Origin of the sequence: Paraburkholderia sp. (assembly GCF_049581445.1) — a bacterium.
Taxonomy (GTDB): domain Bacteria; phylum Pseudomonadota; class Gammaproteobacteria; order Burkholderiales; family Burkholderiaceae; genus Paraburkholderia.
The window spans coordinates 1-24,924 of record NZ_JBAURZ010000100.1 but is presented as its reverse complement, the minus strand read 5'-3'; the positions used below and the strand labels follow the sequence as shown (position 1 = coordinate 24,924).

The window sequence follows — 24,924 nt, the reverse complement described above, 5'->3', positions numbered from 1 at the left end:
CCTTGACCGCTTCCGCCAGTTTTTTGGGGATGATCTCGGGTCCGATCGCGGCCGCAGCGGATGCAAAGCTTTCCGGGTCGCGAGTGGTTGCAACGGATACTTCGATGCCGCTTCGGGCAAACGCCTTAGCAAGAACCTGGCCGATCTTGCCGAAGCCAATAATTGCGTAGCTCATATATTTTCCTTCGGTTTACCACGCCCTACGGGCTCCGAATATCGAATGGAGTGACCGGCCGGGCGTAGCACGTCAGAGTTGCGCAAGGCCGCCGTCCACGGCGACCTCGCTGGCGGTCATGAAGCTGCTGTCCGGCGACGCGAGAAAGGCAGCCACCGCTGCGATCTCCGCCGGATCGGCCATGCGCTGGAGCGGAGTCATCGAGGCGAAGACCTTCTGGCCCTCCTCGCCTAGCGCTTCCTTCGCGAGTTCCGTCGCCGTCGCCCCGGGCGACAGCACGTTTACCCGGATACCGGTGCCCTTCAGGTCCTCCGCCCAGGTCCGGGCAAGGTTGCGCACTGCCGCCTTGCTCGCGCTGTAGGCGCTCATTGCCGGGGCGCCCGTGGTGCCGGCGCTCGATCCGGTCAGGATTATCGAACCGCCCTTGCCCATCAGCGGCAGCGCCTTCTGGACCGTGAAGATCGTACCCTTCACATTGGTGTCGAAGGTTTCGTCAATGTGCTCGGCGGTGATCTTGCCGAGCGCAAGCTGGCTTCCCGCCCCGGCGTTGGCGAAGACGATGTCGAGGGTTCCGCGTTCGGCCTTCACCGCCGCGTAGAGTCGGTCGAGGTCCGCCAGATCGGAGACTGAGCCCTTCACCGCGCGGGCATTGGGCCCAAGGTCGGCCACAGCGGCGTCGAGCGCTTCCTGCCTCCGGCCGAAGATGAAGACGAAGGCGCCCTCCTCGATGAAGCGCTTTGCTGCGGCGCGGCCGATACCGGTAGCGCCACCGGTGATCACGGCGGTCTTTCCATTCAGTCTGTTCATGTCATGCATCCTTCGTTGGAGTTGTTCGGAAGCAGGGAACTGTATTCATGAACCACATGAGCACATAGAACCCGAACCCTTTAACTGTGAGTGCCGAAACAAAAGCGACAAACACGATTCTGGAGGTCTTGATTCATGAAGCCAATTGACTAAATATCTATAGCTGCCATCTACTCTTTGGATACGTATGCTCGATAACGTCACCATCAATCAACTTAGGGCCTTCGTTGCCGTGTGTGACCAGGGAAGCTTTTCCGGGGCTGCACGGGAGCTGAGGCGGGCACAGTCAGCGATCAGTCACGCGATCAGCGCGCTCGAGAGTGCCTTTGATGTGGTGCTGTTCGAGCGCAACGCTCGCAAAGCGACGCTTACGGCCGCGGGCCGCAGCCTCCTGCCTGATGCTCGTGGGGTGATCTCACGCACCGACGAAATGAAGATGCGCGCGGTTGCGATTGCTGAAGCCGGGGTACCCCAGGTCTCGATCGCAGTGGATACCTATTTTCCGCGCACGCACCTGATTGAATGCCTGCGCAACCTGCAGTCGGACTGTCCAACCGTTGCAATCAATCTGCGCATGACGACCATGCAAGGCGGCGAGCGTCTGGTTCTCGAGGGCACGTGCGCATTGGCGGTGACGATCACCGACGTGCCGGAGCTGAGCCCTGGCACCATAGAAAGGCAGCACTTATGTGAAGCGCAAATGGTGACCGTCTGCGCGCCATCGCATGCGCTGGCCGCAATCGCGGGGCCGATCCCGCGGGAGGAATTTGGCCGGCACATCCAGCTCGTCGTAACCGACAATCAGCCCGACGCGGAAGAGACACAACAGGGGGTCGCCGGCGAACGCCAGTGGCTGGTGAATGACCTCGGCGCGAAGCACGATTTGCTCAGGGGAAGCTTATGCTGGGGGCACATGCCGCATCATGTGGTTGCGGAGGATCTCGCGAATGGAACACTTGTCGAACTCCAACGGCGCGCATGGCACATGCGCCCCCTCACGTTCATGATCTCGCAGCGGCGCGGGTACTCGTTTTCCGAATGCGAGACACGGCTGGTCGAGCTCCTTGGCAATCGTCATCGCTTCTCAAAGGGTGCCAGCAAGCGCTCCGTCTCACGCAAAGGCAAAAGAGCGTAAAGGCCCGCCACGTGTGAGCAACAGCCAGTACGGCCTGCCGCTCCTCGACGGATGTCCCCAAAGTAGATAAACAGCAGTCTGCCTTCTGGAATCTTCAATGGCTGCAACGGGTCCGTTGACGTCCACCGGGAGGCGGCGCACTTCGCAAGCCGACCAGATGGTGGCGTTGGTAACGTGCAGCCATGGGGCTGTCCAATCTGCCGCCGACTGCGCGGCAATTCGGCTACCCGATCCACAGCGCTGGTTGACCATTCGCGTCGCGCGCACCCTGATGGCGGCCCCGCATGTTTCGCGTCACGCTGATCGATGACGCAAGGCAACGCTGTGGGGGCCGGTCGAGGCTCAGCGCGATGAGCCCGGCTCCACCAGGCCGCGACGTTGAATGGGGGTGGAGAAGACGATTGAGGTGCGCGTCTCGCCATAGCCGTTGATGGAGGCGAGAAAACGCTCCAGTTGTTCGAGGGAGGGAGATACCACGGTCACGATGTAGGAATCGGCGCCGGCCACGTGATGGCATTCCAGCACCTCGGGCGCGCGGCGCAGCTTGTCTAGAAAGGCATTCTTGCCGGGCTGTTGCACGGTGATGCCGACAATGGCGCGCACGGGGTAGCCGGCCTGGACCGGATCCAGTTCGGCGCCCACAGAGCGCACCACGCCGGAGTCTTTCAGGCGCTTGAGCCGTTCCACCGTAGCAGGCACCGACAAGCCGGCGGCAAGGGCCAAGGTCTTTAGCGGCGCGCGGCCATCCTCCTGCAGCGCCATGAGCAGCGCCCAGGCTTTGGCGTCAAGTTGGAGTGCTTCGGTCACGACGGGCTTTTACCTGAAAAATCGAAGATTGAATTGATTTTCGCTTGATGTTTCATTCTGTGCAACCGTGCGATGGCGTTGGATAATTCTCGATATGGATCCGATCTTGCCCTCACCCGTGCCCGTGCTATTCGGCCAGTCGCTATTGATTGGGCTGTCGATCGCCGCGCCTGTCGGGCAAATCGGACTGCTGGCCATCCAGCGCACGCTGGACCACGGCCGCCCTGCGGGGCTAGCCACTGGACTGGGGGCGGCATTCGCCGACGCAGTGTACGGCGCAATCGGCGCGTTTGGCATCACCGGACTGGTCGCCTGGTTGCTGAGCCTGAAGCTGTGGCTGGGCCTGTTCGGCGGCGGCTTCCTGCTATGGCTGGCTTGGCGCATCGCCACAAAGCCGGTGATGCGCAGCTTGGGTGGCCCCCCGCCGCGCAGCACGCTACTGCGCTACGTGGCCGGCACCTTCGTGCTGACGATGTCGAACCCGACGACCATCCTGTCGTTCATGGCGGTGTTCGGTGCGCTGGCAGGCCGCGCGCCGTCGGCGTCGCCCTGGGTGATGGTGGTCGGCGTACTGGTGGGCTCGGCGCTGTGGTGGTTGATCCTGTCTGCCGGGGTGGGCTGGTTGCGCGACCGTTTCGACGGACGTTGGCAACGCGCCGTCAACCTGTGCTCAGCCGCGCTGCTTGCCGGACTCGGGCTATGGCAGCTTGGCCACCTCATCATATAACCGGCGGAGGATTCACCCATGGCGCACAGACTGCACGCCAGCCACCGGATCATGGTCGATGCCGCGGTCGATCGAGCCTTCATGTTCTTCACGCCGGCCCGGTAGCCAAGAAACGCCCAGGCGTCTAACTCCTCCATTGCCACCCCAGCCCCGATTGCGATGTTCGCGATACGAATCTGGACATTACAGATATGAAGTCGCAGGTCGATCGGCAGAAGCTTAATGGCTGTGTCGCGATAACACAAATGAAGCGATAGAATTCATGAATGAGTAGGAATGCTTATATGTCCAGCGAATAGAATTGCCTCGCTGCGATGTTTTTTGTCGCCGTCGATCTGCTGATGCGTTTGATGGCGCGGAGGTCCTGCGCGCGCAGATGAAGAGTGACAGTGGTCGGCATAGTTCAGTCGCCTAGCAGTTCTACGATCTTGCGAAATAAGCATTCCTATTCGTGCCGTCTCGACTTTCCGCGGCGCAATCAGGCGGTAACCGCTAGAATTGCGGCTTTAGCCCGGAATACGCCAATGTCTTTTGCCTCGCTTGGCCTGATCGATCCCTTGCTGCGTAACGTGCAGGATCTCAATTACCAGACACCTACGCCGGTGCAGGCCAAGGCGATTCCTGCTGTGCTCAGTGGCAAGGACGTCCTGGCTGCGGCACAGACCGGCACTGGCAAAACGGCGGGTTTTGCGCTGCCGCTGTTGCAACGGCTAGTGCAACACGGCCCGGCGGTGTCCAGCAACCGCGCGCGTGTTCTGGTGCTCGTGCCCACGCGTGAACTGGCCGAACAAGTGCTGCAAAGCTTTATCGACTACGGCAAAGGCCTCGACTTACGATTTCTGGCCGCCTACGGCGGGGTGAGTATCAACCCGCAGATGATGAAATTGCGCAAAGGCGTGGATGTGCTCGTTGCCACGCCGGGCCGTTTGCTAGATCTCAATCGCCAGAACGCAGTGCAGTTTGATCAAATACAAACGCTGGTGCTGGATGAAGCCGACCGCATGCTGGATCTGGGCTTTGCGCGCGAACTCAACGCGGTCTTTGCTGCGTTGCCCGCTCAGCGCCAGACCCTGCTGTTCTCTGCCACGTTTACCGATGATATCCGCGCCATGGCGGCGGGCATTCTGCGCAGCCCGGTCAATATCAGCGTCAGCCCGCCCAATGCCACGGCCAGCAAGATCAAGCAGTGGGTGGTGCCGGTGGATAAAAAGAACAAGCCTGATCTCTTCATGCACCTTGTGGCTGAGAACCACTGGGAGCACGCGCTGGTGTTTGTCAAAACCCGCATTGGCGTGGATTACCTGGCGGCCATGCTGGATGAAGCGGGCTATGCGGTCGACACCATCCACGGCGACAAACCGCAACCCGCGCGCCTGCGTGCGCTGGAGCGCTTCAAGACGGGCGAAGTAGGTATGCTGGTAGCCACCGATGTGGCTGCACGCGGACTGGATATCGACGACCTGCCGCTGGTGATCAACGTTGATCTGCCGATCGTGGCGCAAGACTATGTGCACCGTATTGGCCGTACCGGCCGAGCGGGCGCCAGTGGCGTGGCGGTGTCCCTTGTGTGTGCCGATGAAGCGCCGCAACTGGCCGCGATTGAAGCGCTGATCCGGCAAACGCTGCCCCGTGAAGAAGAGCCGGGTTTTGAAGCCGAACACCGCGTGCCGCAAACTAGCGCGACGGGCCAGATCATCAAGAAACCCAAAAAGCCCAAGAAGCCTAAAGTGCCGCAAGCTGCGCCGGGCGCCATGCAGGTGCTCAGCAAAAAACCGCGCCCGCAAAGTGGCGAAAACAAACACAAGCCTGCGGTGCAGCGCGATGTGGCCGCGGGTAAAGGCACAAGCTTGTCCAGCGGTAGCCCATTCAGCGTGCAAAAGCCACGCAGCAAACCCGCCAGCAAGCCAGCTGCGGGTTCTCGTAAGCCCGCGGGCAAACCCGATGGTGGCCGCGGCAAACGCCAACCGTGATCCGTGGGGACGGGTAACGCCAGCTTCTTCGTTGTCGCAGTGCGCAAAAATTGAGTGGTAAACCGCACATTGGCTGGTTCTGAAAGCGCGTCGAATACGGATGCTTTGTCTGCCTCATTACACTTCGCGCCCACGCGACGGCTGACTCACATGAGGCCTGCTTTCGGAGGTTCACATGCTGCGCTGTCATCAAGGTGACACGGCGAATCTGTTCATCCGTGTTCCCTCTCCGGTTCATTCCCATACTCCTGTTTCCCCACCATTTCGTTTGAAGTGGCGATGTTCGCTAGTCTTCTCATTGCTGTGCGCCGAGGCCGCATGGCTGCCGTGTGCGAACGCGGCGCCGCCGCTGCCACAGAACGGAGACTTCGTCGCAGGTTCAGGCAGCATCGCGCGCAGCGGTGCGAATCTGTCCATTGCGCAGTCGAGCACGAACGGCATCATCGACTGGAGCAGCTTTTCGATTGGGGCGGGGCGTACAGTGTCGTTCGACAACGGCACGGGTGCGACGCTGAACCGCGTGACTGGCAATGAACTGTCCGTGCTCAATGGCAAGCTGACGGCCACCGGCAGTGTGTATCTGATCAACCCGCAGGGCGTGCTGGTCGGTCCGAGCGGCGTCGTGACGACTGGTGGGCGTTTCGTCGCTTCAACGCTCGATGTCGATAACAGCGCGTTCATGGGAGGCACGCCGTTCACGCTGAGCGGTACGTCGAATGGCGTGGTGGTCAACCTCGGCAAGATCAGTTCGAGTGGTGGTGACGTATTTCTCGTGGCGAATAAGGCCGTCGCGAATCTCGGCATCATCAAGGCGCCGAACGGCACCGCCGAACTGGCGACCGGTACCACCGTGTTGCTACAGGATTCGTCGAGCGGACAGCAGGTGTTCGTGCAAGCCGGAAGCGGCGGTCAGACGCTCAATGCGGGTACGATCCGCGCGGCGCAGATCAGTCTGCAGAGCACCGACGGCAATGTCTACGCGCTCGCCGGCAGGCACAGCGTGCTACGCGCGACTGGCACCGCCACGCGAGAAGGTCATGTCTGGCTGGTTGCAGATGGCGGAACTGTGAATGCACAGGACGCGAAGATCAAAGCAACCAACGCCGACGGCAGCGGCGGCACGGTGGATACCAGCGGCAGCACACTGAATGTCGATGGCGCGAAGATCGATGCCGCGCAATGGAATCTCACGGCACCGGTATTCACGATCAGTGGAACGACTGCGGATACGCTCGGACGTCACCTGTCACATGGCACGTCTGTGAGCGTGAATACGACCGGTGCGAATGGCACCACAGGCAATATCGATGTGCGGGGTGACATCTCGTGGAACGGTGCTGCCTCGCTCTCGCTCAATGCGTTTCACTCCATCACGCTCGCGGCCGCCACCAAGATCGTTAACCGTGGCGCGGGAGACCTGACGCTGCGCGCAGACGCGACTGCTATCGACAATGGCGGCAGCGTCGCGAACAACGGGACCATCGACTGGTCGGCGAGTACCGGCATTGTATCGGCGCTCTACGACATGAACGGCACGTACACGCCTGGCACCATCAAGAGCAACAGCGCGTGGAGCGCGGCGCCGTTTAGCGGTCTTCTCACGCAGGTCACGGCGCTTGAACTGGTGAACTCCCTCGCGGATCTGAATAACGTCACGCTGAATCTTGCGGGTAACTATGCGCTTGGGACGGATATCGTCGCCGATCCCAGCGTAATCTTCGAGTCAATCGGCGCCTCGAACAACTTGCCATTCACAGGTCAGTTCGACGGAATGGGGCACACGATTAGCGACCTGAATCTGGCCGACCCCAACTATGCGCCCACCAACGGGGTTGGCCTGTTCTCTGTGATCGGCACAACTGGCGTCGTGCGTAATCTGGGGGTGGTCAATAGCAATGCTCCCGTGGTCGAAGAGGCGATCACTGCGCCGATCGGTGTGATCGCGGGTGATAACTTTGGCCTTATCACCTATTCATACAGTGCTGGCGGAACGATAGGGGCGGATCCCTATGGCGGTCTCTCCGGCGGTCTGGTCGGTCAGAACGACGGGACCATCGAGCGCTCCTCAAGTAGCATGACGGTTCAGGGGTTTGGTCGAGAGGGCGGCCTCGTTGGCGTCAACAATGGCGTGATCGTGCAGTCTTACGCGACGGGTAGCGTAAGCGGCGACATCCATAGCAGCGCAGGCGGACTTGTGGGGGTCAATAGCGCAACCGGTGTGATTAACCAGTCGTATGCGACGGGTGCCGTGGACAATTCCACAGACACCAGCGCAATCGGCGCAGGCGGTCTGGTCAATCAGAACGCGGGGACGATCGAGGAATCGTTTGACGCGGCGTCCATGACACTGCCGGCGCTGGCGTCGCTACTGCCACCCGGCACCTTCGCGTTTGGTGGCCTCGCTGCGTCCAACACCGGCACGATCGCGAACAACGTGTTCTGGAACACCCAGACAACGACGCTCACGACAGGGGTGGCGAGCGGCACGGCAGTACCGGCCGCGAACGGGCTTAGCACCGCGCAGATGAGTACGCCAGCGAGCTTTGGTCCAACATGGAATTTTGGCCCGAATGGAACGTGGATCATTCCCACCGGCGGCACCTATCCAATATTGCAATGGCAAACCACGACCCAATTGCAGGCGCAGTCGCTGTGATGGTATTGACCGGTTCGTAGTGGATCGGCAGTGGAGGGGGCGCGATGGGCGCCCCCGTAGCAGTGGGGACTCGCCATTCCATGTAGCGGCGAACTTCCTATTGAGCAATCTCGCTACGTGCTTCTGGCCTTTCTGTTCCTCGACGGCTTCGTCCTCGCCCATCCGAACAATACTGCACTGGAGATTCCACCAAGGCCAACAATGACTGGCCAAAACTTCGCAATCAGGATTGAGCTCATGGTTGAGATGCTCCGATGAGTTGATAGGCTGCGGCCGTCCGTTCGCAGCACCAATGTGCAGGCTTGTCCGGAATCGCTCGCACGCAGCGCGGCAAGCTCCGCTGTGGAGGACGGCACTCACTAGCACACCCCTTGCATCAGCTAATCGAGACGTGCGCGGTGCAGTCAACGATCTATTTGGTCGAATTGAGGGCGGCGTACCCTCAAGAATCCTCGCATTTCTGCTTCGACACCGTGTCCTGCCACACATCCGATCAGTGGAAGCACGAATTTGCCAGGTATGCCTGTGCGCGCCTTACAGCATTCAGGGTAATTCCGTAGCGGGTGAGGCCGATTTTCGCGTTGGCACCGATGGGCCGGCGTGGGCTATCCGGCTTGCCGCCAAAAGGAACCGCAGTCGGGCGAGCTCAGGTGGGCGACCTCCAAAAAAAAAGCCCGAGCCGTAGCGCTGAGGTGCAACGAGCCCCGCCTATCAACCTAGACAATACCGCTCAGCTTTCCGCCCGCTCGATGGGACAGAATGTACTGCAGCTTTTCCAGTGAGAGTGGCTTGGTGAGGTGATAATCGAAGCCGGCAGCTAGCGCTCTTGACTTGTCCGACTCGGATGCGTAGCCGGTAAGAGCCACAAGCAGAATGTCGGCTAGTGACGGGTCTTGACGAACCGTTCGCGCTACCTCAAACCCGTCCATCTCGGGCATTCCCACGTCAATGATTGCGACTTGAGGTTGCCTTTCTGAAATCAAACGAACGGCCTCGCGCCCGCTCCCCGCAGTGGTCACTTCGTGCCCTTCAATTTCGAGCAGGAGGCTTAACGCCTGAAGCGCGTCCCGGTTGTCGTCAACGAGAAGAAGACGAGACCGTTGCACAGTCTCGACGGGCTCAGGAGGTCGCGTGGTGTCCAGGTTCACTGAAGGCCGAAGTATCGGCAGCCTGAGTGTAACCACCGTCCCGCAGCCCGGGCCTTCACTGCTGAGCGAAATTGTTCCACCGTGAAGCTCCACCATTCTCTTTGCCACCGCGAGTCCAATTCCGAGGCCTCCCTCCGAGCGTGCATTGCCACGGGCCGACTGGGCAAATAACTCAAAGACGTGTTGCTGGACCTCACTATCAATTCCCATACCGTTGTCTCGCACGCCAATGACGACAATCCCCGGCGACGCATCGCCAAGGCCACCTGGCTCGACACCGACGTTCAGTTCGATGATGCCGCCGACAGGCGTGTATTTCGCTGCGTTGGAAAGGAGATTACCCAATACCTGACTGAGCCGGACATGGTCGGCGTGCACATGGAGGGGCTCGCCCAGTCCGGTAATTTTGAGCGTATGTCTGCGGGACTCGACGTGATGTTTAATCGCCGTTACAGCATCAAATGCAATGTCATTGAGCGATGTATCGCTGTGTCTAATGGCGAGCTTGCCATGCTTCAGGCGCGCAGCGTCGAGCAGATCATCAACCAGCGTTCGAAGCTGCCGCATTTGCCGTTGCGCGATAGTCAGCACGTCGACGACCCGCTCGTTCTCACCGCTTAGACGTTTCGCTGCGCTGATGGCGCTATCGATGGGTGCGATTGGGTTTCTGAGTTCATGCCCCAACATGGCGATAAATTCGTTATGTCGGCGGTCGCTTTCCTCACTGCTGTCCCGAGCATTGACTTCTGTAAAAGCGGAACCCGCGAAGACAGCCAGGTTGGTGAGCAATCTGACGTCTTCCTGGTCGAATCTGCACTCGTTCGAGTGCGACATGATCCATATCGCCCCAAGTGCCGAGCCATCAGCCAGGATTGGAACGACAAGCCCTTCAGGTAAATCAACCCCTGGAAGAGCGAGGGTAGGGAATTGGACCTGTGGCTCGACGAAGAGTTGAGGTGTCCCTGATTCCAGGGTTGCTCCGCACGGGCATTCGTCCCACGCCGTTATCCTGCCGCGCAACCCGATGCAATGGCCGGCTACTGCAACCCATCGAAACACCCGGCTCTCGGGCGGTCCCTCGGCGAGACTGATGCCCGCGCTACCTGCGCGACACAGGACCAGGGCTGTGTCTGAAATGGCCTGCAAAAAGTCGGGGCGGGGCCCACCCTGAAGGCGCGCGAGATCCACTAGCGCACGATTCTCCGCCGCGTAATTTGCAGCGCGGGCTCCCCGGCGGGCGAGCTCATCGGATTGACCGGGCACGCGATGGCTTCCTATAGGTGATGAAGGGGCAACGAATGAGGAGATTTGAAGGCTGAAATGGCAAAAATGGCTGCTCGAACAGCCCCTTGGAGGGAGTTTGCAAAGCAGTAAATTTTTACATTACGAGACAAAAGGGACAAAGTCAATGGGGTTGCTCCCGCTCCGCTCCCACCTGAAAAGGACGCTGTTGTAGTGCGAAACTGGCAGCGGCTTTGGCGGCCGTGCGTCGCGGCGCGCGTCCAACTGCATGGCGGCCGAAAGCAGCTGTCGCTTCAGTGCGGAGGAGGTATTGGCATCGTCCTGTTTGGGAGGCCTGGGAGAAGCAGCCGCCTCCCCGCGTCGTCGGATTGCTGCAGCCGTTTCCGCGCCGAGGAGGAATACGAGCGCGGAGAAATACAGCCACATCATCAGGACGGCGAGAGAACCGGCGGCGCCGAATGCGTTTGCGGTTCCTGCGTGCGACAGATAAAAGCTGAATAGATGGCGACCCGCAGTGAAAAGAATCGCGGCAACGAGAGCGCCGGCCAATGCGTGCCGGAACCTGACCGGGGCATCCGGGAGCCACTTTATAAGTGCTGCGAACCCGGCAGTCAGGATGACGAGCGCAACGACAGACTGAAGTACCAGCGCAAAGGCAATGACCGGCGTGTCGCCAAACATCCTGTGTCCGGCAAACTGAATTGCGGCGTCCAGCACGAGCGACACCACCATAAGAAACCCGAGCCCCATTACCAGGCCGAATGACATCAATCGGGCGCGAAGCAATAGCGTGAGGCCCGCGATGCCGGACTTTGATTCGGCTTCGAACACCACGTCGAGTGCGGTATTGAGCGAGGTAAATGTCGCCGAGGCTCCCACAACGAGCAACGCAACAGACGCGATAGCGGCTACGCCGCTGCCACTCGCGTAGTGCGCATGTCCCACAATGTCCTGCATGGCAGCAGCCGCGTCACGCCCAAGGATGCCTTGCAGTTGCGCAAATAGCTCGCCGCGAGCGGCATCCTTTCCGAAGAACCAGCCGGCTACGGCGAGCACGATGAGTAATGTGGGCGCAAGGGAAAAAGCTGAATAGAACGCGATGCTGGCACCCATCATGGTGCAACGGTTGGTCGCGAAGCGCTGCGCTATTTCCGAAGCTTCCCTGAGGACGCCTTTCTTAGGCACGGCCCGTCTGGATTCCGGAAGGCGAATGGCATTTGGCATAAAACCCTCCTCACGGGACCCGTAGGGCGCAATCCATGTTCACCTGGCTTATCAGCAACGAGCATGCCGCCCGCGTTGGGAATGACGGTTGCTGAGTCTTCTCATACACGCAACCGCCAGGAGATTAAAAATGGCCATTAAACCCGTTGAGCAACGCACGCCGGACGAGAAATCCGAAGCTGACCTGGACCACACGGTCGAAGACACTTTTCCGGCGAGCGACCCGCCGTCTACGGGGGGCACGACGAAAATCGGTTCCGGGGACGAGTCAGGAGCAGCCGATAGCCATCGTGACGGCGACCCAGACGACCAACAGGACAAGTCCGCGGAGACCTTTCACGACGAAAAGACGCCGCGAAACAAGCCTTCCAGATGAAAGCCGTGGGTCGCGCTCGACCTGCTGACCTGAGCACCGCCGCCATTGAGCATTTCAATCGCGGTGCCCGGGTAACGCGTGCCGTCCTCTAACCCCTCAGTCCTGAGAACGTAAGCTGTTGCGGTGGGGCGAGAAGCGCCAGTGCCCGGAAGGGTCCTTTACTGCGACCGCGCCGTAGTCGCATAGCACGCGGCAAGCAGTTGCGGGTCGCAGACTGCCGATGTCTTCAATAACCAGAAGCGTGCGCGTGGGCAGGTCATTACATGCTGGGCGGCCTGCTGCTTCGGCATCGGGCGCGACGAAGTCTGCGTCTGCGTTGAAACGGTTTGCCGCGCCTGAAACATCCAGATATTGGCCGTGTGCGACGCACTCCGCGCGCTCTTCTGAATGCAGGTCCGGTTGCATCGCCTCGGAACGTAACTGCACGGCCGGGTCCCGCTTACTTTCCTGGTAAAGATGCCCGGCCCCTTGAGTCAGCCCCATCGCTTCCAATGCCTGAAGTGCCTCGTCGCCGTCACGGTACGATGCGAAGAGTCCAACAAGTACCTGTAGCATGTTCTTCCCCATGCGTCACAACTGGTGTACTGCCAGTTGCGCAACGCCCGTGCCCGTGTCTCCAATCTTCTATAGCCCTTTCAGCGATGCAGCGCTTCAGTCGTCCACGCCTTAGACAATGGCGAGTGCGAGGTGAAGGCATGGACGCCCGGGGCGCCTGGTTGTCCAGGACAACCGGGAACGTCGTTTGCACAGGTTCGCCAACGGGGTGTCAGGGCGGCGCGTCCACAAATTGGCCCGGCGACCCCGGCACAACATGTTTCGCGGAGGTAGCCATGAGCACCATGCTCGCTTATCGCATTCACCGCTTCGGCGGGCCCGAAGTCTTTAAGTCAGAAAGCATAGAGATCCCTGAACCCGAAGCGGGAGAAGTGCTCGTACGCGTGCGAACGGCAAGCGCCAACCCCGTGGACATCAAAACACGTGAGGGAAAATATCCGTTGATTACCGAAGACATGCTGCCTTACACGCTAGGTCGAGACTTTGCCGGCGTGGTTGAGCGTGTCGGCAGCGAGGTAGAGGAATGGAAGCGGGGCGACGAAGTGTACGGGTTCGTCGGACAGGGGCAGGGCGCTTACGCGGAATTTGTCATCGTCGATGCGAGTGCGCTCGCCCGCAGCCCCACCAAGGTGAATGCAATAACGGCAGGCGCCGTACCCCTGGCGGCTCTGACCGCATGGCAAGGGCTGTTCGATCATGGCGGCCTGGACGCCGGGCAGCGCGTTCTCATTCATGCGGGGGCGGGGGGTGTCGGCCACCTTGCCGTGCAGTTTGCCAGGCATCAGGGTGCAGAGGTTTTCGTTACCGCGTCTGGCAACGGCGTCGAATTTGTTCGATCGCTGGGCGCCGACCACGTAATCAACTATCGCACGGAGCGATTCGAAGAGGTCGCATCCGATATGGACCTCGTCTTTGATCTGGTTGGCGGCGAGACGCAAAGCCGGTCGTGGGCAGTCGTCGCGGCCGGTGGCAGATTGGTCTCGACACTCAGCGAACCGTCACAGACCGAGGCGGCCAGGCATGGCGCACACGCTATGCGCTATACCGCGCGGCCCGACGGTGCGCAACTGGCGAGAATTGCCTCACTGATCGACGCCGACGAAGTTCGCGTGGAAGTCGCGGAACCCTATCCCTTCGATGCAATGGGAGATGCGCTCGCCAGACTCGACAAGGGCCACGTGCGCGGCAAGATCGTTGTTGAAGTGTCGGGCGCCGAGGCGAAGCCTTGACCTGACAGCCACGCCGTAAAGGGCGCAAATTCGTGCTCCGGCGGATGTCGAATCTGCCAGGCGGGCTTGTCATGCCACTCAAATACCGCAGACGCGCTGCGGCCCGTTTATTGCTAAACGGCAATGATGGTTTGTGGGTTCCCGGCCGTTCATGAACGTGCCGGTCCTGGTATGGGAGATCGGGCTGATGCGCACACGCTGGCAAGAAGCGAGGGGGAAGCGCCGCCGAGCCGCCACGCGAAGTGGCGTCGCGGTGTTGTGCGGTGCTGGCTGCTCGATAGTATCCGTCGCTACCCGCGCCCAGCAGCGAGGGCCCGAAGAAGCTCCGCTTAACTACTTCCTGCATGCCGCTGGTCCCGCTGCGCTGCCCACCATGAGGCTCGGCTGGATAATGACGGCATTGGCGGTCGCCGTATCGACCATCGTGGCGTTACTGCTGGTCGTGGCTATTGCCCGTAAAAGACCGCGCGCCGACCCGGCGGCATTGCATCCTGATGGCGGCGGCCTTGCATGGATCTATGTCGGCACGGGCATCTCGTCGGTCGTATTGCTGGCAACGCTCATCTACATGCTTGTTACGCTCAGTAGCGTCGCCGCGCCGCCGGAGCTTCCCGCGCTCACCGTTACGGTCACCGCGTACGACTGGTGGTGGAAGGTGGCCTATCAGGACGCGGCCGATCCCACGCAGAACTTCGTCACCGCGAACGAAATTCATATTCCGGTGGGTGAGCCGGTAAAGGTTGCACTGCAAAGCGCCGACGTGGTTCACGCGTTCTGGGTGCCGCAACTCGCGGGCAAGACCCAGACCATTCCCGGCCAGATCAACGAGCAGTGGATCGAGGCGGACCAGCCCGGTGTCTATCGTGGCCAGTGCTCGCAATTTTGCGGCGCGCAGCATGCGCATATGGCATTCGAAGTTGTAGCGCAGAGCCGGGCCGATTTCGCCGCGTGGCGCGCGGCCCAGGCGCAGGTGCAGCCAGCACAACTGGTGGCCGGTACCCAGGCCGCCGTCGGCAAGCGAGTGTTCGACGAGCGATGCGCCGGCTGCCATGCAATCCGCGGCACGGATGCCCAGGGCGTGCAGGCGCCGGACCTTACGCATCTGGCGACGCGTCGCCTGATCGCGGCAGGCACGTTGACCAATACGCCGGCCCATCAACTCGACTGGATCGAACACGCGCAGCAGATCAAGCCGGAGTCGCTGATGCCGGATGTCGCGCTCTCCGTCGCCGATGCCACTGCGTTGTCGGCGTACCTGGCCACCCTGCATTGAGCGGAGCATCCATCGATGTCCAACACGACGACCCCATCAGGACCCCAGATCCAACCTGCGGGCCATACCGCAGAGCCAGACGCACCTGCGCAACCGGGCACTCTGCGCCTTTCGCGACCGCTCAAGGTCGGGCGCATCGTCCCAGGAAGCGAGGAAGCGGAGCGTCTGCGGCAGATCTGGGAGGCTCGCCCAGGCTGGCGGGGCTGGTTTTCGACAGTCGATCACAAGACCATTGGTCTGCGTTACCTGGTGACGGCGTTTCTTTTCCTGCTGGCAGGCGGGGTCGAGGCGTTGATCATGCGGGTACAGCTTGCCCGCCCCAATGCAACACTGCTCACACCTGAGCAATACAACCAGTTGTTCACAATGCACGGCGTAACGATGATTTTCCTGTACGCGCTGCCGGTGCTGTCGGGCTTTTCAAATTACCTGTGGCCACTGATCCTCGGGGCGCGAGACATGGCCTTTCCGCGCCTGAATGCGCTGTCATATTGGGTGTTTGTGTTCGCTGGCCTGTTCCTCTACGCAAGTTTTCCGCTGGGCGAAGCGCCGGATGCGGGCTGGTTCAACTACGCGCCGTTGTCGGGTCTCGAGTATGACACCGGGCCCAATATCGACGTCTACGCGCTCGGCATGGTGCTGCTCGGCATATCGACGACGGTCGGCTCGATCAATTTCGTCGTCACCTTACTGCGGATGCGGGCGCCCGGGATGTCGCTCGACCGGGTGCCCGTGCTCGCGTGGGGCACGCTGACCGCCTCGTGCGGCAATCTGCTGGCCGTGCCTTCGGCGAGCCTTGCCTTCTTCCTGTTGTGGCTCGACCGCCGCGTGGGCACACACTTCTTCGACACGCTTAACGGTGGCCGGCCGCTCCTGTGGCAACACCTTTTCTGGATCTTCGCTCATCCCTGGGTGTATGCGGTCGTTTTGCCGGCGATGGGCATCGTTTCGGACGCGCTACCGGTGTTTTGTCGCCGCCCGCTGGTGGGTTACGGGCCGGTGGCGATATCGACGGTGGCGACCATGGCGATTGGCTTCGTGGTCTGGATTCATCATATGTTCGCCACCGGTATTCCCGCGCTCGCGTTGTCGTTCTTTGGCGCGGCCAGCTTTGTGATTGCGGTGCCGAGCGCGGTTGCCACGTTCGCGTGGATTGCCACGATCTGGACGGGGCGGCCAGTGTTTCGCGTGCCTTTCCTGTTTTTCGCGGGCTTCGTATTCCTGTTCGTGGTGGGTGGGGTCTCTGGCGTGATGACAGCGGCCGTACCGCTCGACTGGCAACTCACCGACACGTACTTCGTGGTTGCTCATTTGCATTACGTTCTGCTTGGCATCAACGTATTTCCGGTGATTGGCGGCGTCTACTTCTGGTTTCCCAAGTTCACGGGCCGGATGATGAGTGAGCGGCTGGGACGGATCGGCTTCTGGGTCATGTTCGTCGGTTTCAACGTGACTTTTTTCCCGATGCATATCGCCGGCTTGCTGGGCATGCCGCGGCGCATGTACACCTACCCGGCGGATATGGGCTGGAACACGGTGAATCTCGTGACATCGCTCGGTTCGTTCGTGTTCGCGCTGGGTGTCCTGATCTTCCTCGTCGATCTGCTGTATAGCCTCAAACGCGGGCCGCTCGCCGGCAACAATCCGTGGGATGCACCGACCCTGGAATGGTCCGTTGCGTCGCCGCCTCCGCCGTACAACTTTGCGGTGATACCACGCATCGGCAGCCGCCACCCACTGTGGGAAGGACGCCTTGGAATGGACGAAGAGGAGGGCGGCGGCAAGCCCGATCGTTCGGAACTCAACGAAGGTTTTTTGCTGGGCGAGGGCCGTGAGGCGCTCGGCACTACGGCCCTTGACGCCAAGCCCGACGTGATCCTGAAGATGCCTGAAGATTCCTATACGCCGTTCTGGCTTGGGCTCTTCGCGACCTTGGTGTTCGCCGGGCTGCTGCTGCACGCCGTGTGGTTCACGGCAGCGATGCTGTTGGGCTGCGCGGTGTCGATTGTCGTCTGGCTATGGCCGGAACGGCGCCTGATCCAGCGCGAACCACAAACCGTGAACGACAGGGGAGCATGATATGAGCGACGCGTTGCAGCAGCACGAACCTGTCCTTCCCGTCGGCAGCGCGGGCGAGCGCTCGGGCGGATGGTGGGGATGCCTGGCGTTGATCGCAACCGAAGGCTCGCTATTCGGCTATCTGATCTTTTCGTACCTGTACCTCGCCGCCCAGGAAGGGCAAAACTGGCCGCCGGAGGGGCTGCCGAAGCTTGGCCTGGGAATCCTCAACACTGCCATTCTGCTGACGAGCAGCGGCTTCGTTTGGTTCTGCGAGCGCTGCGTGCGGCGCCGACGGTTGCGTTGGGGTGTTGCTTCAATGGCTGTGGCGGTCGTGCTGGGCATCGTCTTCGTCGGCATTCAGTTACGCGAGTGGCATAACCATCCGTATGGGCTAACGGCGCAACTCTATAGCTCGCTGTATTTCACGATCACGGGCTTTCATATGGCGCACGTGGCGGTGGGCATTGTCGTGCTTGCGCTGCTGCTCCTGTGGACCGCACTCGGCTATTTCGACGAGCGGCGCTGCGTCGCGCTGACGATTGGCGGCCTGTACTGGCATTTTGTCGACGTGGTGTGGCTGTTCATCTTCTCGACGCTGTACCTCACGCCGTATCTGCTGCGGACCAGGTCATGAAAAGCCGCGCCGCACGAAACCTCTGGCAAGTGTGCGTCGTGCGACGCCCACGCTGGATTTTCGTCGCCGCTGCGCTGCTCGGCTGTCTGAGTATGACAGTGCTCCTACCCGACTACGCAGGTTCGGCAAAGGCGGATACCCCGTCGCCCGCGACCAACGCGGGCGATGCGACCAACACAACCGACGCGAATGCCGCGCTGATCGCGCGCGGCGCTTATCTGGCGAAAGCCGCAGATTGCGCCGGTTGCCATACGGCCGCGCCTGTGCCAGGACCAGCGGGCGCCGCGCCAAAACTCACGGTGCCGTTTGCCGGCGGCCTCGGTATGAGTTCGCCGTTCGGTACGATCTATTCGTCGAACATCACCCCGGATCCGGTCAACGGTATCGGCCGCTACAGCTATGACGATTTCGCGCGGACATTGCGCGAAGGTGTCGCTCCCGGAGGCAAACGGCTGTATCCGGCAATGCCGTTCCCGTCTTTCGCGAAGATCAGCGATGACGACCTGCACGCGCTATACGCGTACTTCATGCATGGCGTGAAACCGACGGGAGTGCCGGCACCGCAGACGCATTTGCCGTTTCCATTCAACCAGCGCTGGGCACTGATGTTCTGGGATTGGGCATTCGTGCCGAGCGGTCGCTACAAGCCTGAACCGACCCGCGATGCGCAGTGGAACCGGGGCGCCTATCTGGTGCAATCACTCGGTCACTGCGGCGCGTGCCATACGCCGCGCGGGCCGGCCTATGAGGAGCGCGGCTACGACGGCGACGCGCATCTCTATCTGACGGGCGGCACCAACGATCATTGGTTCGCGCCTAATCTGACCGCCGATCGCGGTTCAGGCCTCGGGCGGATCACTGCACCCGAGATTGCCGCGTTTCTGAAGCATGGCCATGGCGCGGGACTTATCACTTTTGGCAGCATGGTTCAGGTGGTGGAGGACAGCACGCAATACTTGAGCGACGACGATCTCGCGGCGATTGCGGCTTATCTGAAGAGTTTGCCGGTCCGCGAGCCTGCGGGTCACTACGACATGCATTCGCGTGCGGCGCTGCAAACCGTGCAGGCACTCAAAACGGGCGACGTGGAGCGGCCAGGGGCGGGCATCTTCCAAAGCTATTGCGCGCGCTGCCATCAGCAGGACGGCAATGGCGTGGCGCAGAAATACCCGCGGCTTGCCGGCAATCCGGCGGTCATCGCTGCGCAGAGCACCTCGCTCGTGCGGTTGCTAGTCGAAGGCGGTCAAAGCCCGAACACCGAGGACGGGCCGATGCCGCGCAAAATGCCCTCGTTCGCCGGAAAACTCACCGATGCGGAAATGGCGGCAGTGCTGACCTTCGTTCGCAATACGTGGGGCAATGCCGCGCCGCCGGTGACTACGCGCGATGTGAGCAGCGTACGCGGTGCGATTCATAAGTGACGAACCGGCGCCAGGCGCCCCTGTGGCAGAAGCGCGGATCAAGCCTCACCCGGCTGCGACGTCGTTGCCCTCGCCAATGCACAAGCCCGCATTGACGAGGGCCACGTGAGAGAAAGTCTGCGGAAAATTGCCCAGCAGGCGTTTGGACCGCGTGTCGTATTTCTCCGCAAGAAGGCCGACATCGTTGCGCAGCGCGATCAACCTGTCGAACAGATCGCGAGCTTCTACTGCACGCCCTTGCATCTGCCTGACCTGGGCCAGCCAGAAGTTGCAGGCCAGAAACGCGCCTTCGCCGCCGGAGTGACCCGCGTCCAGGTTATCTTCGCGGTAGCGCATCAGCAGGCCGTCTTCCATCAATCCTGCTTCGATCGCTTTTACGGTGCCATCGACGCGAGGATCATCAATCGGCAAAAATCCCGTCACCGCAATCAGCAGGCAACTGGCGTCGAGGCGGACACTTCCGTAGCTCTGGGTGAAGGTATTGAGGTGACGGTCGAAGCCGCGGACCAGCACATCGTTGCGGATTTCATCGGCGAGCGCCGTCCAGCGCGCAGTCGGGGCGCACATGCCGAATTGTTTCGCAGTGCGCAGCGCACGGTCGACGGCCACCCACGCCATCACCTTCGAGAAGGTGAATTGCTGCGCGCCGCTGCGTACTTCCCAGATGCTGTCGTCGGGCTCGCGCCAGATCTGTTGCAGATGATCGACGAGGCGTAGTTCGAGCGACCATGCGTCGTCATCCGGCGGCAAGCCGGCGCAACGGGAGGTGTACAGCGCGTTGAGGACTTCGCCGTAGACATCAAGTTGCGACTGGTTGACCGCAGCGTTCCCGAAACGCACTGGCCGGGAGTTTTCGTATCCAGACAACCACGGACATTCCCATTCGTCGATGCGACGCGAGCCATCGAGCGCGTACAGGATCTGCATTTGCGCCGGGTGACCAGCGATGGCTCGCACCAGCCAGTCACGCCAGCGGCAGGCTTCCGCGTGATAACCGCCGCCGAGCAATGCAATCAAGGTAAAACTGGCGTCACGCAACCAGCAGAACCGGTAGTCCCAGTTACGCGTATCGCCGATCCGCTCCGGCAGCGAACTGGTGGGCGCGGCCACGATGCCGCCCGAGGCGGTGCTGGCGAGCGCTTTCAGGGTGATCAGTGAACGCTGGATCGGTTCCGCATATTTCCCGCGAACCGTGCTCTGCGCGGACCAGTCGGTCCAGAAGCGGGTTGTGTCGGCCAGCAGGCGCTCGACCTCGGGGCGCGGCGGCGCTTGCGTACCAGATCGGCAACACGTCAGCGTGAAGTCATGCTGTTCTCCGGCTGCCATCGCGAACACGGCCTGCGCGGCGCCTTCGCCGCAAGTGAGTGGCACGGTGCTATCTAGCCAAAGGGTGTGTGGCCCGCAAATGATCCGCACGCGCGGACTGATTGACCTGCACCACGAAATCGCCTTGCCGTAGTCGAAGCGGGCCTGCAGATCGCTGACGATGCGCAGTGTGCCGCGCTCGCAGCGCAGTCGGCGCATGAGCGTCGGTTGCTCTGCTTCCCAGGCCATCCAGTCGGTCAGGACAACGGTGCCAGACGCGGTTTCGAGCGTCGTCTCCAGAATCAGGGTGTCGCCGGCATAGTGGCGCGAACTGGCCAGGACGGGGGCTTCAGGTGCGATTCGCCAGAAGCCATTTTCGGGTCCACCCAGCAACGCCGCAAAACACGTATCCGAGTCGAAGGCTGGCCAGCAGAGCCAGTCAATCGAACCCGTCCGGTCAACCAGCGCCGCGCTTTGCCCGTCGCCAAGCAACGCATAGTCTTCAATGCGCATCGTCATGTTGGCGCTACTCCTGGCGGTTCCAAACGCAGCCGAGATAGGTGACCTGGGTTACGCGCGCGAACGCTTCCGGCGTCAGGCTCGATACCGGCGCGAATACTGTCAGCATGGCGTTGTTGACCCATATGTCGATTGGACCAAGCTCGGCTTCCGCGCGCCCAGCCGCCGCATCCACGGCATCTGCATCGCTGACATCGAGTGGGACTGGTAATGCTTGCATACCGAAGTGGCGCACCTGCGCGGCGACCTCTTCAAGCGCCTCGGGTTCCCGGGCAAGCAGGGCGACGTGTGCGCCGCGACGGGCGAAGGCCAAGGCAGTCGCACGGCCAACACCCGCGCTTGCCCCCGTGATGACGACGACTTTAGGATTGCCCGATTTGCCCCACATGAAGACCTCCTGATTGTTCCGTAAAGCCCTGCGATACGGCTTGTGTGCGTGCAGGATCTGCTGCTCGCTCAAAGTTCACCACGCGCGGCAAGTGCGGCGATCCGGTCGGCGGTCCGGCAGGCAACAGCCTGAATCGTTAGCGAGGGATTGACGCCACCGACAGTCGGGAACACCGAGCCATCGCAAATCCACAGATTGGGGATGTCCCAGCTGCGGCAATCCGCATTGACGACGCTGGTGCGCGGGTTGTCTCCCATGCGTGCCGTACCGTTCAGGTGACAGGTGTCATCAGTCTCCCTCCAGATCTCGCGCCCACCAGCCGCAGCGAGCGCCTGCTCCATGAAATCGAGGGAATGGGCAATGAGGCGTTGATCGTTGTTACACCACGAGTAGGTAACACGTGCAATCGGTAGTCCATACTGATCTTTCTCATCGGCGAGCGTGACGCGGTTGCGTTCCTGAGGCAGCATCTCGCCCACGATCTTCAGGCCCGCCTGATGGTTGTATTTGTGCATTTCGCTAGCGAGCGCCTCGCCCCACAGGCCGCGCTTGTTCTGCGCCGCAGCCCAGGCCCCGGGCAAGGGCCCTTGGCTCATGTACGAGTAGCCGCCGAAGAAGTCTTTACCTGTATCCGTGTAATTCCAGTGCTCGGTGATGGCAAGCGAGGGCGGCCCCTTATACCAGCGGATGTCCTCTTCCAGGGTGCCGTAGACCGCCTGGTTCGATTGCGCCATCAGGTTCTTGCCGACAAGGCCCGAACTGTTGGCGAGACCATCGGGAAACTGGCTTGTCGCCGACATCAGCAATAGCCGTGGCGTCTCGATTGCGTAGCCGGCAACCACTACGTTCTTCGCCCGTTGAAACTGCCAGCGCCCTTCGCGCAGATACTCGACGCCGTTGACGCGTCCTCTGGCATCAGTCGCGACCCGACCCACCATGGCGAGGTCGCGCACCTCGGCGCCGGCTTCCAATGCGCGTGGAATCCATGTCACCAGTACGCTTTGCTTGGCGTTGGTCGCACAGCCGGAGACGCAAAAGCCCCGGTAGACGCATGGGTGGGCGAGGCCGCGCGGCGCGGAGAGCGTCGCGAGCGGCGTCGACGTCCATTTGATACCGAGCGCTTCGGCGCCGCGCGCGAGCACTAGCGCCGATGCATTCATTTCATGCGCCCGGTACGGGTAACGGGGTCGTGGCGGACCCCACGGGTAGTTCACCGGACCGGCAATCTTCAGCGCGTCCTCGACGTACGCGTAGTAGCGCCACATCTCGCGCCAGTCGAGCGGCCAGTCCGCACCGTAGCCGAGCAGACTGCGTGACTTAAACCATTCGGGACGGAAACGCAGCGACACCATTGCGAAATGCACGGTGCTGCCCCCCACCGCCTTGCCGCTGTTGTTGGTGCCAAGTTGCAGCGGGTTGTCGCCGTCGCACAGACGCTCGTCGGTCCAGAACAGCTTGGACTGATGGGTTTCGTCGGAGGCGAATTCTTCAAGCGGACGCCACCACGCACCGGCGTCGAAGGCGACCACTTTAAAACCCTGTTCGGCAAGCCGGCAAGCGAGCGTGCCGCCGCCCGCTCCAGTGCCGACAATCGCGAAGTCAACTTCCTCGTCGTTGGGGTACGCGCGCATCGGCACCCACGCGCCAAGGCGAAACACGTCAGGCGCGCGGCCGTCTTTGCCACGAGGTTCATGCTGGGCGTCATCAGGCACGGCGATTCTCCTTGGCGGCCTTGGCTTCGCTGCCAGGTTGTGCCTCCGCCGCCTCCCAGGGATCGCGCCGGTCGAAATACAGTCGTACGTAGCCGCGAGGATTGGCGGGGCCTCCAAAGCCGATTTCGCTCCATGCGTGAGGGTGCGAGTAGTAAGCACTGCATACGTCGTGCAGCACGCGCTTCTCGAAGAAGAGCTTCGAAGGCATGCCTTGCCACGCATCGTTGTGCATGTCGCCGCGTTGCATCTGGTCCAGCAGCGCATGTTGTTGCTGCGCCTCTACGCTGGCGAACGGCAGGCCGAACTGCGTGCGGCTCTCCGCGTCAAGCGCGGCAAGTCCGATTCGCCAGGCATCGCGCAACGGCGGCAGACGCGTGTCGCGGTAGCCATCGCCGGTGTTATTCGTGAGTTTCGCGTCGACCAGTGCTGCGAGTGGCACGATCGGCTCGGCATCTGCTTGCGGCACGATACAGCGGCACAGGTGGGTGAGCGCAATCCATTGCACCGCGTTGCAGAAGCGCGGTTCTCGCGGCGTGGCGAGGCGCTCAGCGATCACGGTGCGGGTCGGCTCGTCCCAGGACGGCGTCCCGCGTTTGTTCAGAACGTCGTAGTCAGGGTAGCGGGTGTTTCGGCTTCGGCTCATGTTTCAGTCCCCCGTAAACGAAGCGCCGCGAGACCCGCGAGCGCCAATGCCGAAAAGCTCGGCGGCGCAGGTAACGGGGGACCGGCAAAAAGATTCTGGGTCCAGTTGCGCCAGCCGCCCCGGCGACGCGCAATGCCACGAGCATGAAAACCGACACCGACGAAACCGAGTGCCGCCGTCACTTGCAACCAGAAGCGTGTAAACCACCGCTCGCGAGGCGCACCAAGTGCGGCTTGCGCGAGCAGCAAGGCCGCGACGGGAGGCACGGTGACGGGCGCATACATGGCGCGATGCTGGAACGCACCACGAAAATGCAGCAGGCCGACTTCCCCGATCGTGCCGGCAAGGCCGGCCGCCGCCAGAAGCCCGAGTGCGCGTCCTGCAGGCATGCCGAACAGTTGAGGTTCGACTTCCGGTTCCTCGCGCAACCGTTCCGCCACGGCGCCCAGCGCGCCAGAAAGCAGCAGGGCCATGGGCGCGCCGATCGGTGCCGCGTGGAACAGGTTGTTCCAGCTCCAGCCACCTGGGCGTTTAGTGATGTTGTAGAAATGAAAACCGGTGCCGCTGATGCCGGCGAGCGCTGCGCCTAGATAGATGGCATGGCGAGCCACGTGTCGTTGCGAGCGTCTGTCGCCGCCGCCGTGAATGCCCGCAAGCAGTGACAGGGTCGCCGAGACGAGCGGAGTAAACATTGCGGGATTGTCGAACGAACCGCGGTAGTGCTCCATCGCACTATCGGCGAGGACCGAAAGCGCGAGCAACGCCGAACTGCGATTGAACGATCGCGCTGCGGCGATGTGCGCGAATTCGCGCGTCTCACCAGGCAAATGAGAGGTGTGCCGCTCAGGCGGTCCAGGTCGTACCTGCGCAAGGCTTGGTGCGGGCCCTTTGGGTCGGGCGCCGCGAGGCCGCAGCGG

At 61.6% G+C, this 24,924-nt stretch carries 19 protein-coding genes and 2 pseudogenes; 10 read left to right on the top strand and 11 right to left on the bottom strand.

Going from position 1 to position 24,924, the window contains the following annotated elements:
• Both WCA85_RS09385 and WCA85_RS09380 read right to left on the bottom strand, forming a co-directional pair.
• Positions 1-175 (bottom strand): NAD(P)-binding domain-containing protein (locus WCA85_RS09385; protein ID WP_424063142.1); only part of this gene is annotated, 175 nt, incomplete at its 3' end.
• Between the two features lie 72 nt (positions 176-247).
• Entirely contained in the window at positions 248-982 is a 735-nt protein-coding gene (locus WCA85_RS09380) for an SDR family NAD(P)-dependent oxidoreductase (protein ID WP_424063134.1), read from the bottom strand.
• 187 nt (positions 983-1,169) lie between these two features.
• Between WCA85_RS09380 and WCA85_RS09375 the strand changes: the two genes are divergently transcribed.
• Positions 1,170-2,117 carry a LysR family transcriptional regulator gene (locus WCA85_RS09375; RefSeq protein ID WP_424063132.1) on the top strand — a complete coding sequence of 316 codons (948 nt, stop codon included), beginning with the start codon at positions 1,170-1,172 and terminating at the stop codon, positions 2,115-2,117.
• A 342-nt stretch (positions 2,118-2,459) separates the two neighbouring features.
• On the opposite strand, the gene WCA85_RS09370 is transcribed toward WCA85_RS09375, so the two are convergent.
• Positions 2,460-2,924, bottom strand: coding sequence for an Lrp/AsnC family transcriptional regulator (locus WCA85_RS09370; protein WP_424063130.1), 465 nt, complete (start codon positions 2,922-2,924; stop codon positions 2,460-2,462).
• A 94-nt stretch (positions 2,925-3,018) separates the two neighbouring features.
• On the opposite strand from WCA85_RS09370, the gene WCA85_RS09365 reads away from it, so the two are divergent.
• From WCA85_RS09365 to WCA85_RS09355, 3 genes are all read left to right on the top strand, one after another.
• Positions 3,019-3,651: a LysE/ArgO family amino acid transporter gene (locus tag WCA85_RS09365; RefSeq protein ID WP_424063128.1), complete on the top strand. Its 633-nt coding sequence runs from the start codon at positions 3,019-3,021 to the stop codon at positions 3,649-3,651.
• Between the two features lie 524 nt (positions 3,652-4,175).
• Entirely contained in the window at positions 4,176-5,621 is a 1,446-nt protein-coding gene (locus tag WCA85_RS09360) for a DEAD/DEAH box helicase (RefSeq protein WP_424063126.1), read from the top strand.
• Positions 5,622-5,796: 175 nt separating this feature from the next.
• Positions 5,797-8,277 carry a filamentous hemagglutinin N-terminal domain-containing protein gene (locus tag WCA85_RS09355; protein WP_424063125.1) on the top strand — a complete coding sequence of 827 codons (2,481 nt, stop codon included), beginning with the start codon at positions 5,797-5,799 and terminating at the stop codon, positions 8,275-8,277.
• A 716-nt stretch (positions 8,278-8,993) separates the two neighbouring features.
• On the opposite strand, the gene WCA85_RS09350 is transcribed toward WCA85_RS09355, so the two are convergent.
• The gene (locus tag WCA85_RS09350; protein ID WP_424063140.1) at positions 8,994-10,613 is read right to left on the bottom strand and encodes an ATP-binding protein; all 1,620 of its coding nucleotides are present in this window, start codon (positions 10,611-10,613) and stop codon (positions 8,994-8,996) included.
• A gap of 405 nt (positions 10,614-11,018) precedes the next feature.
• A pseudogene (locus WCA85_RS09345) lies at positions 11,019-11,891 on the bottom strand (YihY/virulence factor BrkB family protein); the annotation flags it as partial.
• 130 nt (positions 11,892-12,021) lie between these two features.
• On the opposite strand from WCA85_RS09345, the gene WCA85_RS09340 reads away from it, so the two are divergent.
• Positions 12,022-12,267 (top strand): hypothetical protein, encoded by a 246-nt coding sequence (locus WCA85_RS09340; protein WP_424063123.1) that lies wholly within the window; start codon positions 12,022-12,024, stop codon positions 12,265-12,267.
• 96 nt (positions 12,268-12,363) lie between these two features.
• Here the strand turns inward: WCA85_RS09340 and WCA85_RS09335 are convergent, their stop codons facing one another.
• Positions 12,364-12,834: a hypothetical protein gene (locus WCA85_RS09335; RefSeq protein WP_424063122.1), complete on the bottom strand. Its 471-nt coding sequence runs from the start codon at positions 12,832-12,834 to the stop codon at positions 12,364-12,366.
• 263 nt (positions 12,835-13,097) lie between these two features.
• On the opposite strand from WCA85_RS09335, the gene WCA85_RS09330 reads away from it, so the two are divergent.
• The 5 genes from WCA85_RS09330 to WCA85_RS09310 all read left to right on the top strand — a co-directional run bounded on the left by WCA85_RS09330 (position 13,098) and on the right by WCA85_RS09310 (position 19,440).
• The gene (locus tag WCA85_RS09330; protein ID WP_424063120.1) at positions 13,098-14,051 is read left to right on the top strand and encodes an NADP-dependent oxidoreductase; all 954 of its coding nucleotides are present in this window, start codon (positions 13,098-13,100) and stop codon (positions 14,049-14,051) included.
• A 187-nt stretch (positions 14,052-14,238) separates the two neighbouring features.
• A complete protein-coding gene (gene coxB, locus WCA85_RS09325; RefSeq protein ID WP_424063138.1) occupies positions 14,239-15,324 on the top strand; it encodes a cytochrome c oxidase subunit II in 1,086 nt (361 codons plus the stop codon).
• A gap of 15 nt (positions 15,325-15,339) precedes the next feature.
• A complete protein-coding gene (gene ctaD / locus WCA85_RS09320; RefSeq protein ID WP_424063118.1) occupies positions 15,340-17,403 on the top strand; it encodes a cytochrome c oxidase subunit I in 2,064 nt (687 codons plus the stop codon).
• Position 17,404: 1 nt separating this feature from the next.
• Positions 17,405-18,019, top strand: coding sequence for a cytochrome c oxidase subunit 3 (locus tag WCA85_RS09315; RefSeq protein ID WP_424063116.1), 615 nt, complete (start codon positions 17,405-17,407; stop codon positions 18,017-18,019).
• Positions 18,016-19,440: a c-type cytochrome gene (locus WCA85_RS09310; protein WP_424063114.1), complete on the top strand. Its 1,425-nt coding sequence runs from the start codon at positions 18,016-18,018 to the stop codon at positions 19,438-19,440. Before WCA85_RS09315 ends, WCA85_RS09310 begins: the two co-directional genes overlap by 4 nt.
• 45 nt (positions 19,441-19,485) lie before the next feature.
• Here WCA85_RS09310 and WCA85_RS09305 read toward each other — a convergent pair whose 3' ends face one another.
• The 5 genes and pseudogenes from WCA85_RS09305 to WCA85_RS09285 all read right to left on the bottom strand — a co-directional run bounded on the left by WCA85_RS09305 (position 19,486) and on the right by WCA85_RS09285 (position 24,921).
• Entirely contained in the window at positions 19,486-21,258 is a 1,773-nt protein-coding gene (locus tag WCA85_RS09305) for a glycoside hydrolase family 15 protein (protein WP_424063137.1), read from the bottom strand.
• 28 nt (positions 21,259-21,286) lie between these two features.
• A pseudogene (locus WCA85_RS09300) lies at positions 21,287-21,652 on the bottom strand (SDR family NAD(P)-dependent oxidoreductase); the annotation flags it as partial.
• A 68-nt stretch (positions 21,653-21,720) separates the two neighbouring features.
• The gene (locus WCA85_RS09295; RefSeq protein WP_424063112.1) at positions 21,721-23,364 is read right to left on the bottom strand and encodes a GMC family oxidoreductase; all 1,644 of its coding nucleotides are present in this window, start codon (positions 23,362-23,364) and stop codon (positions 21,721-21,723) included.
• Complete coding sequence (locus WCA85_RS09290) at positions 23,357-24,007, bottom strand: gluconate 2-dehydrogenase subunit 3 family protein (protein WP_424063110.1); 651 nt, start codon at positions 24,005-24,007, stop codon at positions 23,357-23,359. The genes WCA85_RS09295 and WCA85_RS09290 overlap by 8 nt, the downstream gene beginning before the upstream one ends.
• A complete protein-coding gene (locus WCA85_RS09285; protein WP_424063135.1) occupies positions 24,004-24,921 on the bottom strand; it encodes a hypothetical protein in 918 nt (305 codons plus the stop codon). Before WCA85_RS09285 ends, WCA85_RS09290 begins: the two co-directional genes overlap by 4 nt.
• Between the last annotated feature and the right edge of the window lie 3 nt (positions 24,922-24,924).

Coding starts and splice junctions, on each gene's coding strand:
- WCA85_RS09340 (WP_424063123.1), top strand. CDS start 12,022: ATGGCCATTAAACCCGTTGAGCAACGCACGCCGGACGAGAAATCCGAA.
- WCA85_RS09315 (WP_424063116.1), top strand. CDS start 17,405: ATGAGCGACGCGTTGCAGCAGCACGAACCTGTCCTTCCCGTCGGCAGC.
- WCA85_RS09375 (WP_424063132.1), top strand. CDS start 1,170: ATGCTCGATAACGTCACCATCAATCAACTTAGGGCCTTCGTTGCCGTG.
- ctaD (WP_424063118.1), top strand. CDS start 15,340: ATGTCCAACACGACGACCCCATCAGGACCCCAGATCCAACCTGCGGGC.
- WCA85_RS09290 (WP_424063110.1), bottom strand. CDS start 24,007: ATGAGCCGAAGCCGAAACACCCGCTACCCTGACTACGACGTTCTGAAC.
- WCA85_RS09335 (WP_424063122.1), bottom strand. CDS start 12,834: ATGGGGAAGAACATGCTACAGGTACTTGTTGGACTCTTCGCATCGTAC.
- WCA85_RS09380 (WP_424063134.1), bottom strand. CDS start 982: ATGAACAGACTGAATGGAAAGACCGCCGTGATCACCGGTGGCGCTACC.
- WCA85_RS09360 (WP_424063126.1), top strand. CDS start 4,176: ATGTCTTTTGCCTCGCTTGGCCTGATCGATCCCTTGCTGCGTAACGTG.
- WCA85_RS09365 (WP_424063128.1), top strand. CDS start 3,019: ATGGATCCGATCTTGCCCTCACCCGTGCCCGTGCTATTCGGCCAGTCG.
- WCA85_RS09330 (WP_424063120.1), top strand. CDS start 13,098: ATGAGCACCATGCTCGCTTATCGCATTCACCGCTTCGGCGGGCCCGAA.
- coxB (WP_424063138.1), top strand. CDS start 14,239: ATGCGCACACGCTGGCAAGAAGCGAGGGGGAAGCGCCGCCGAGCCGCC.
- WCA85_RS09310 (WP_424063114.1), top strand. CDS start 18,016: ATGAAAAGCCGCGCCGCACGAAACCTCTGGCAAGTGTGCGTCGTGCGA.
- WCA85_RS09305 (WP_424063137.1), bottom strand. CDS start 21,258: ATGCGCATTGAAGACTATGCGTTGCTTGGCGACGGGCAAAGCGCGGCG.
- WCA85_RS09355 (WP_424063125.1), top strand. CDS start 5,797: ATGCTGCGCTGTCATCAAGGTGACACGGCGAATCTGTTCATCCGTGTT.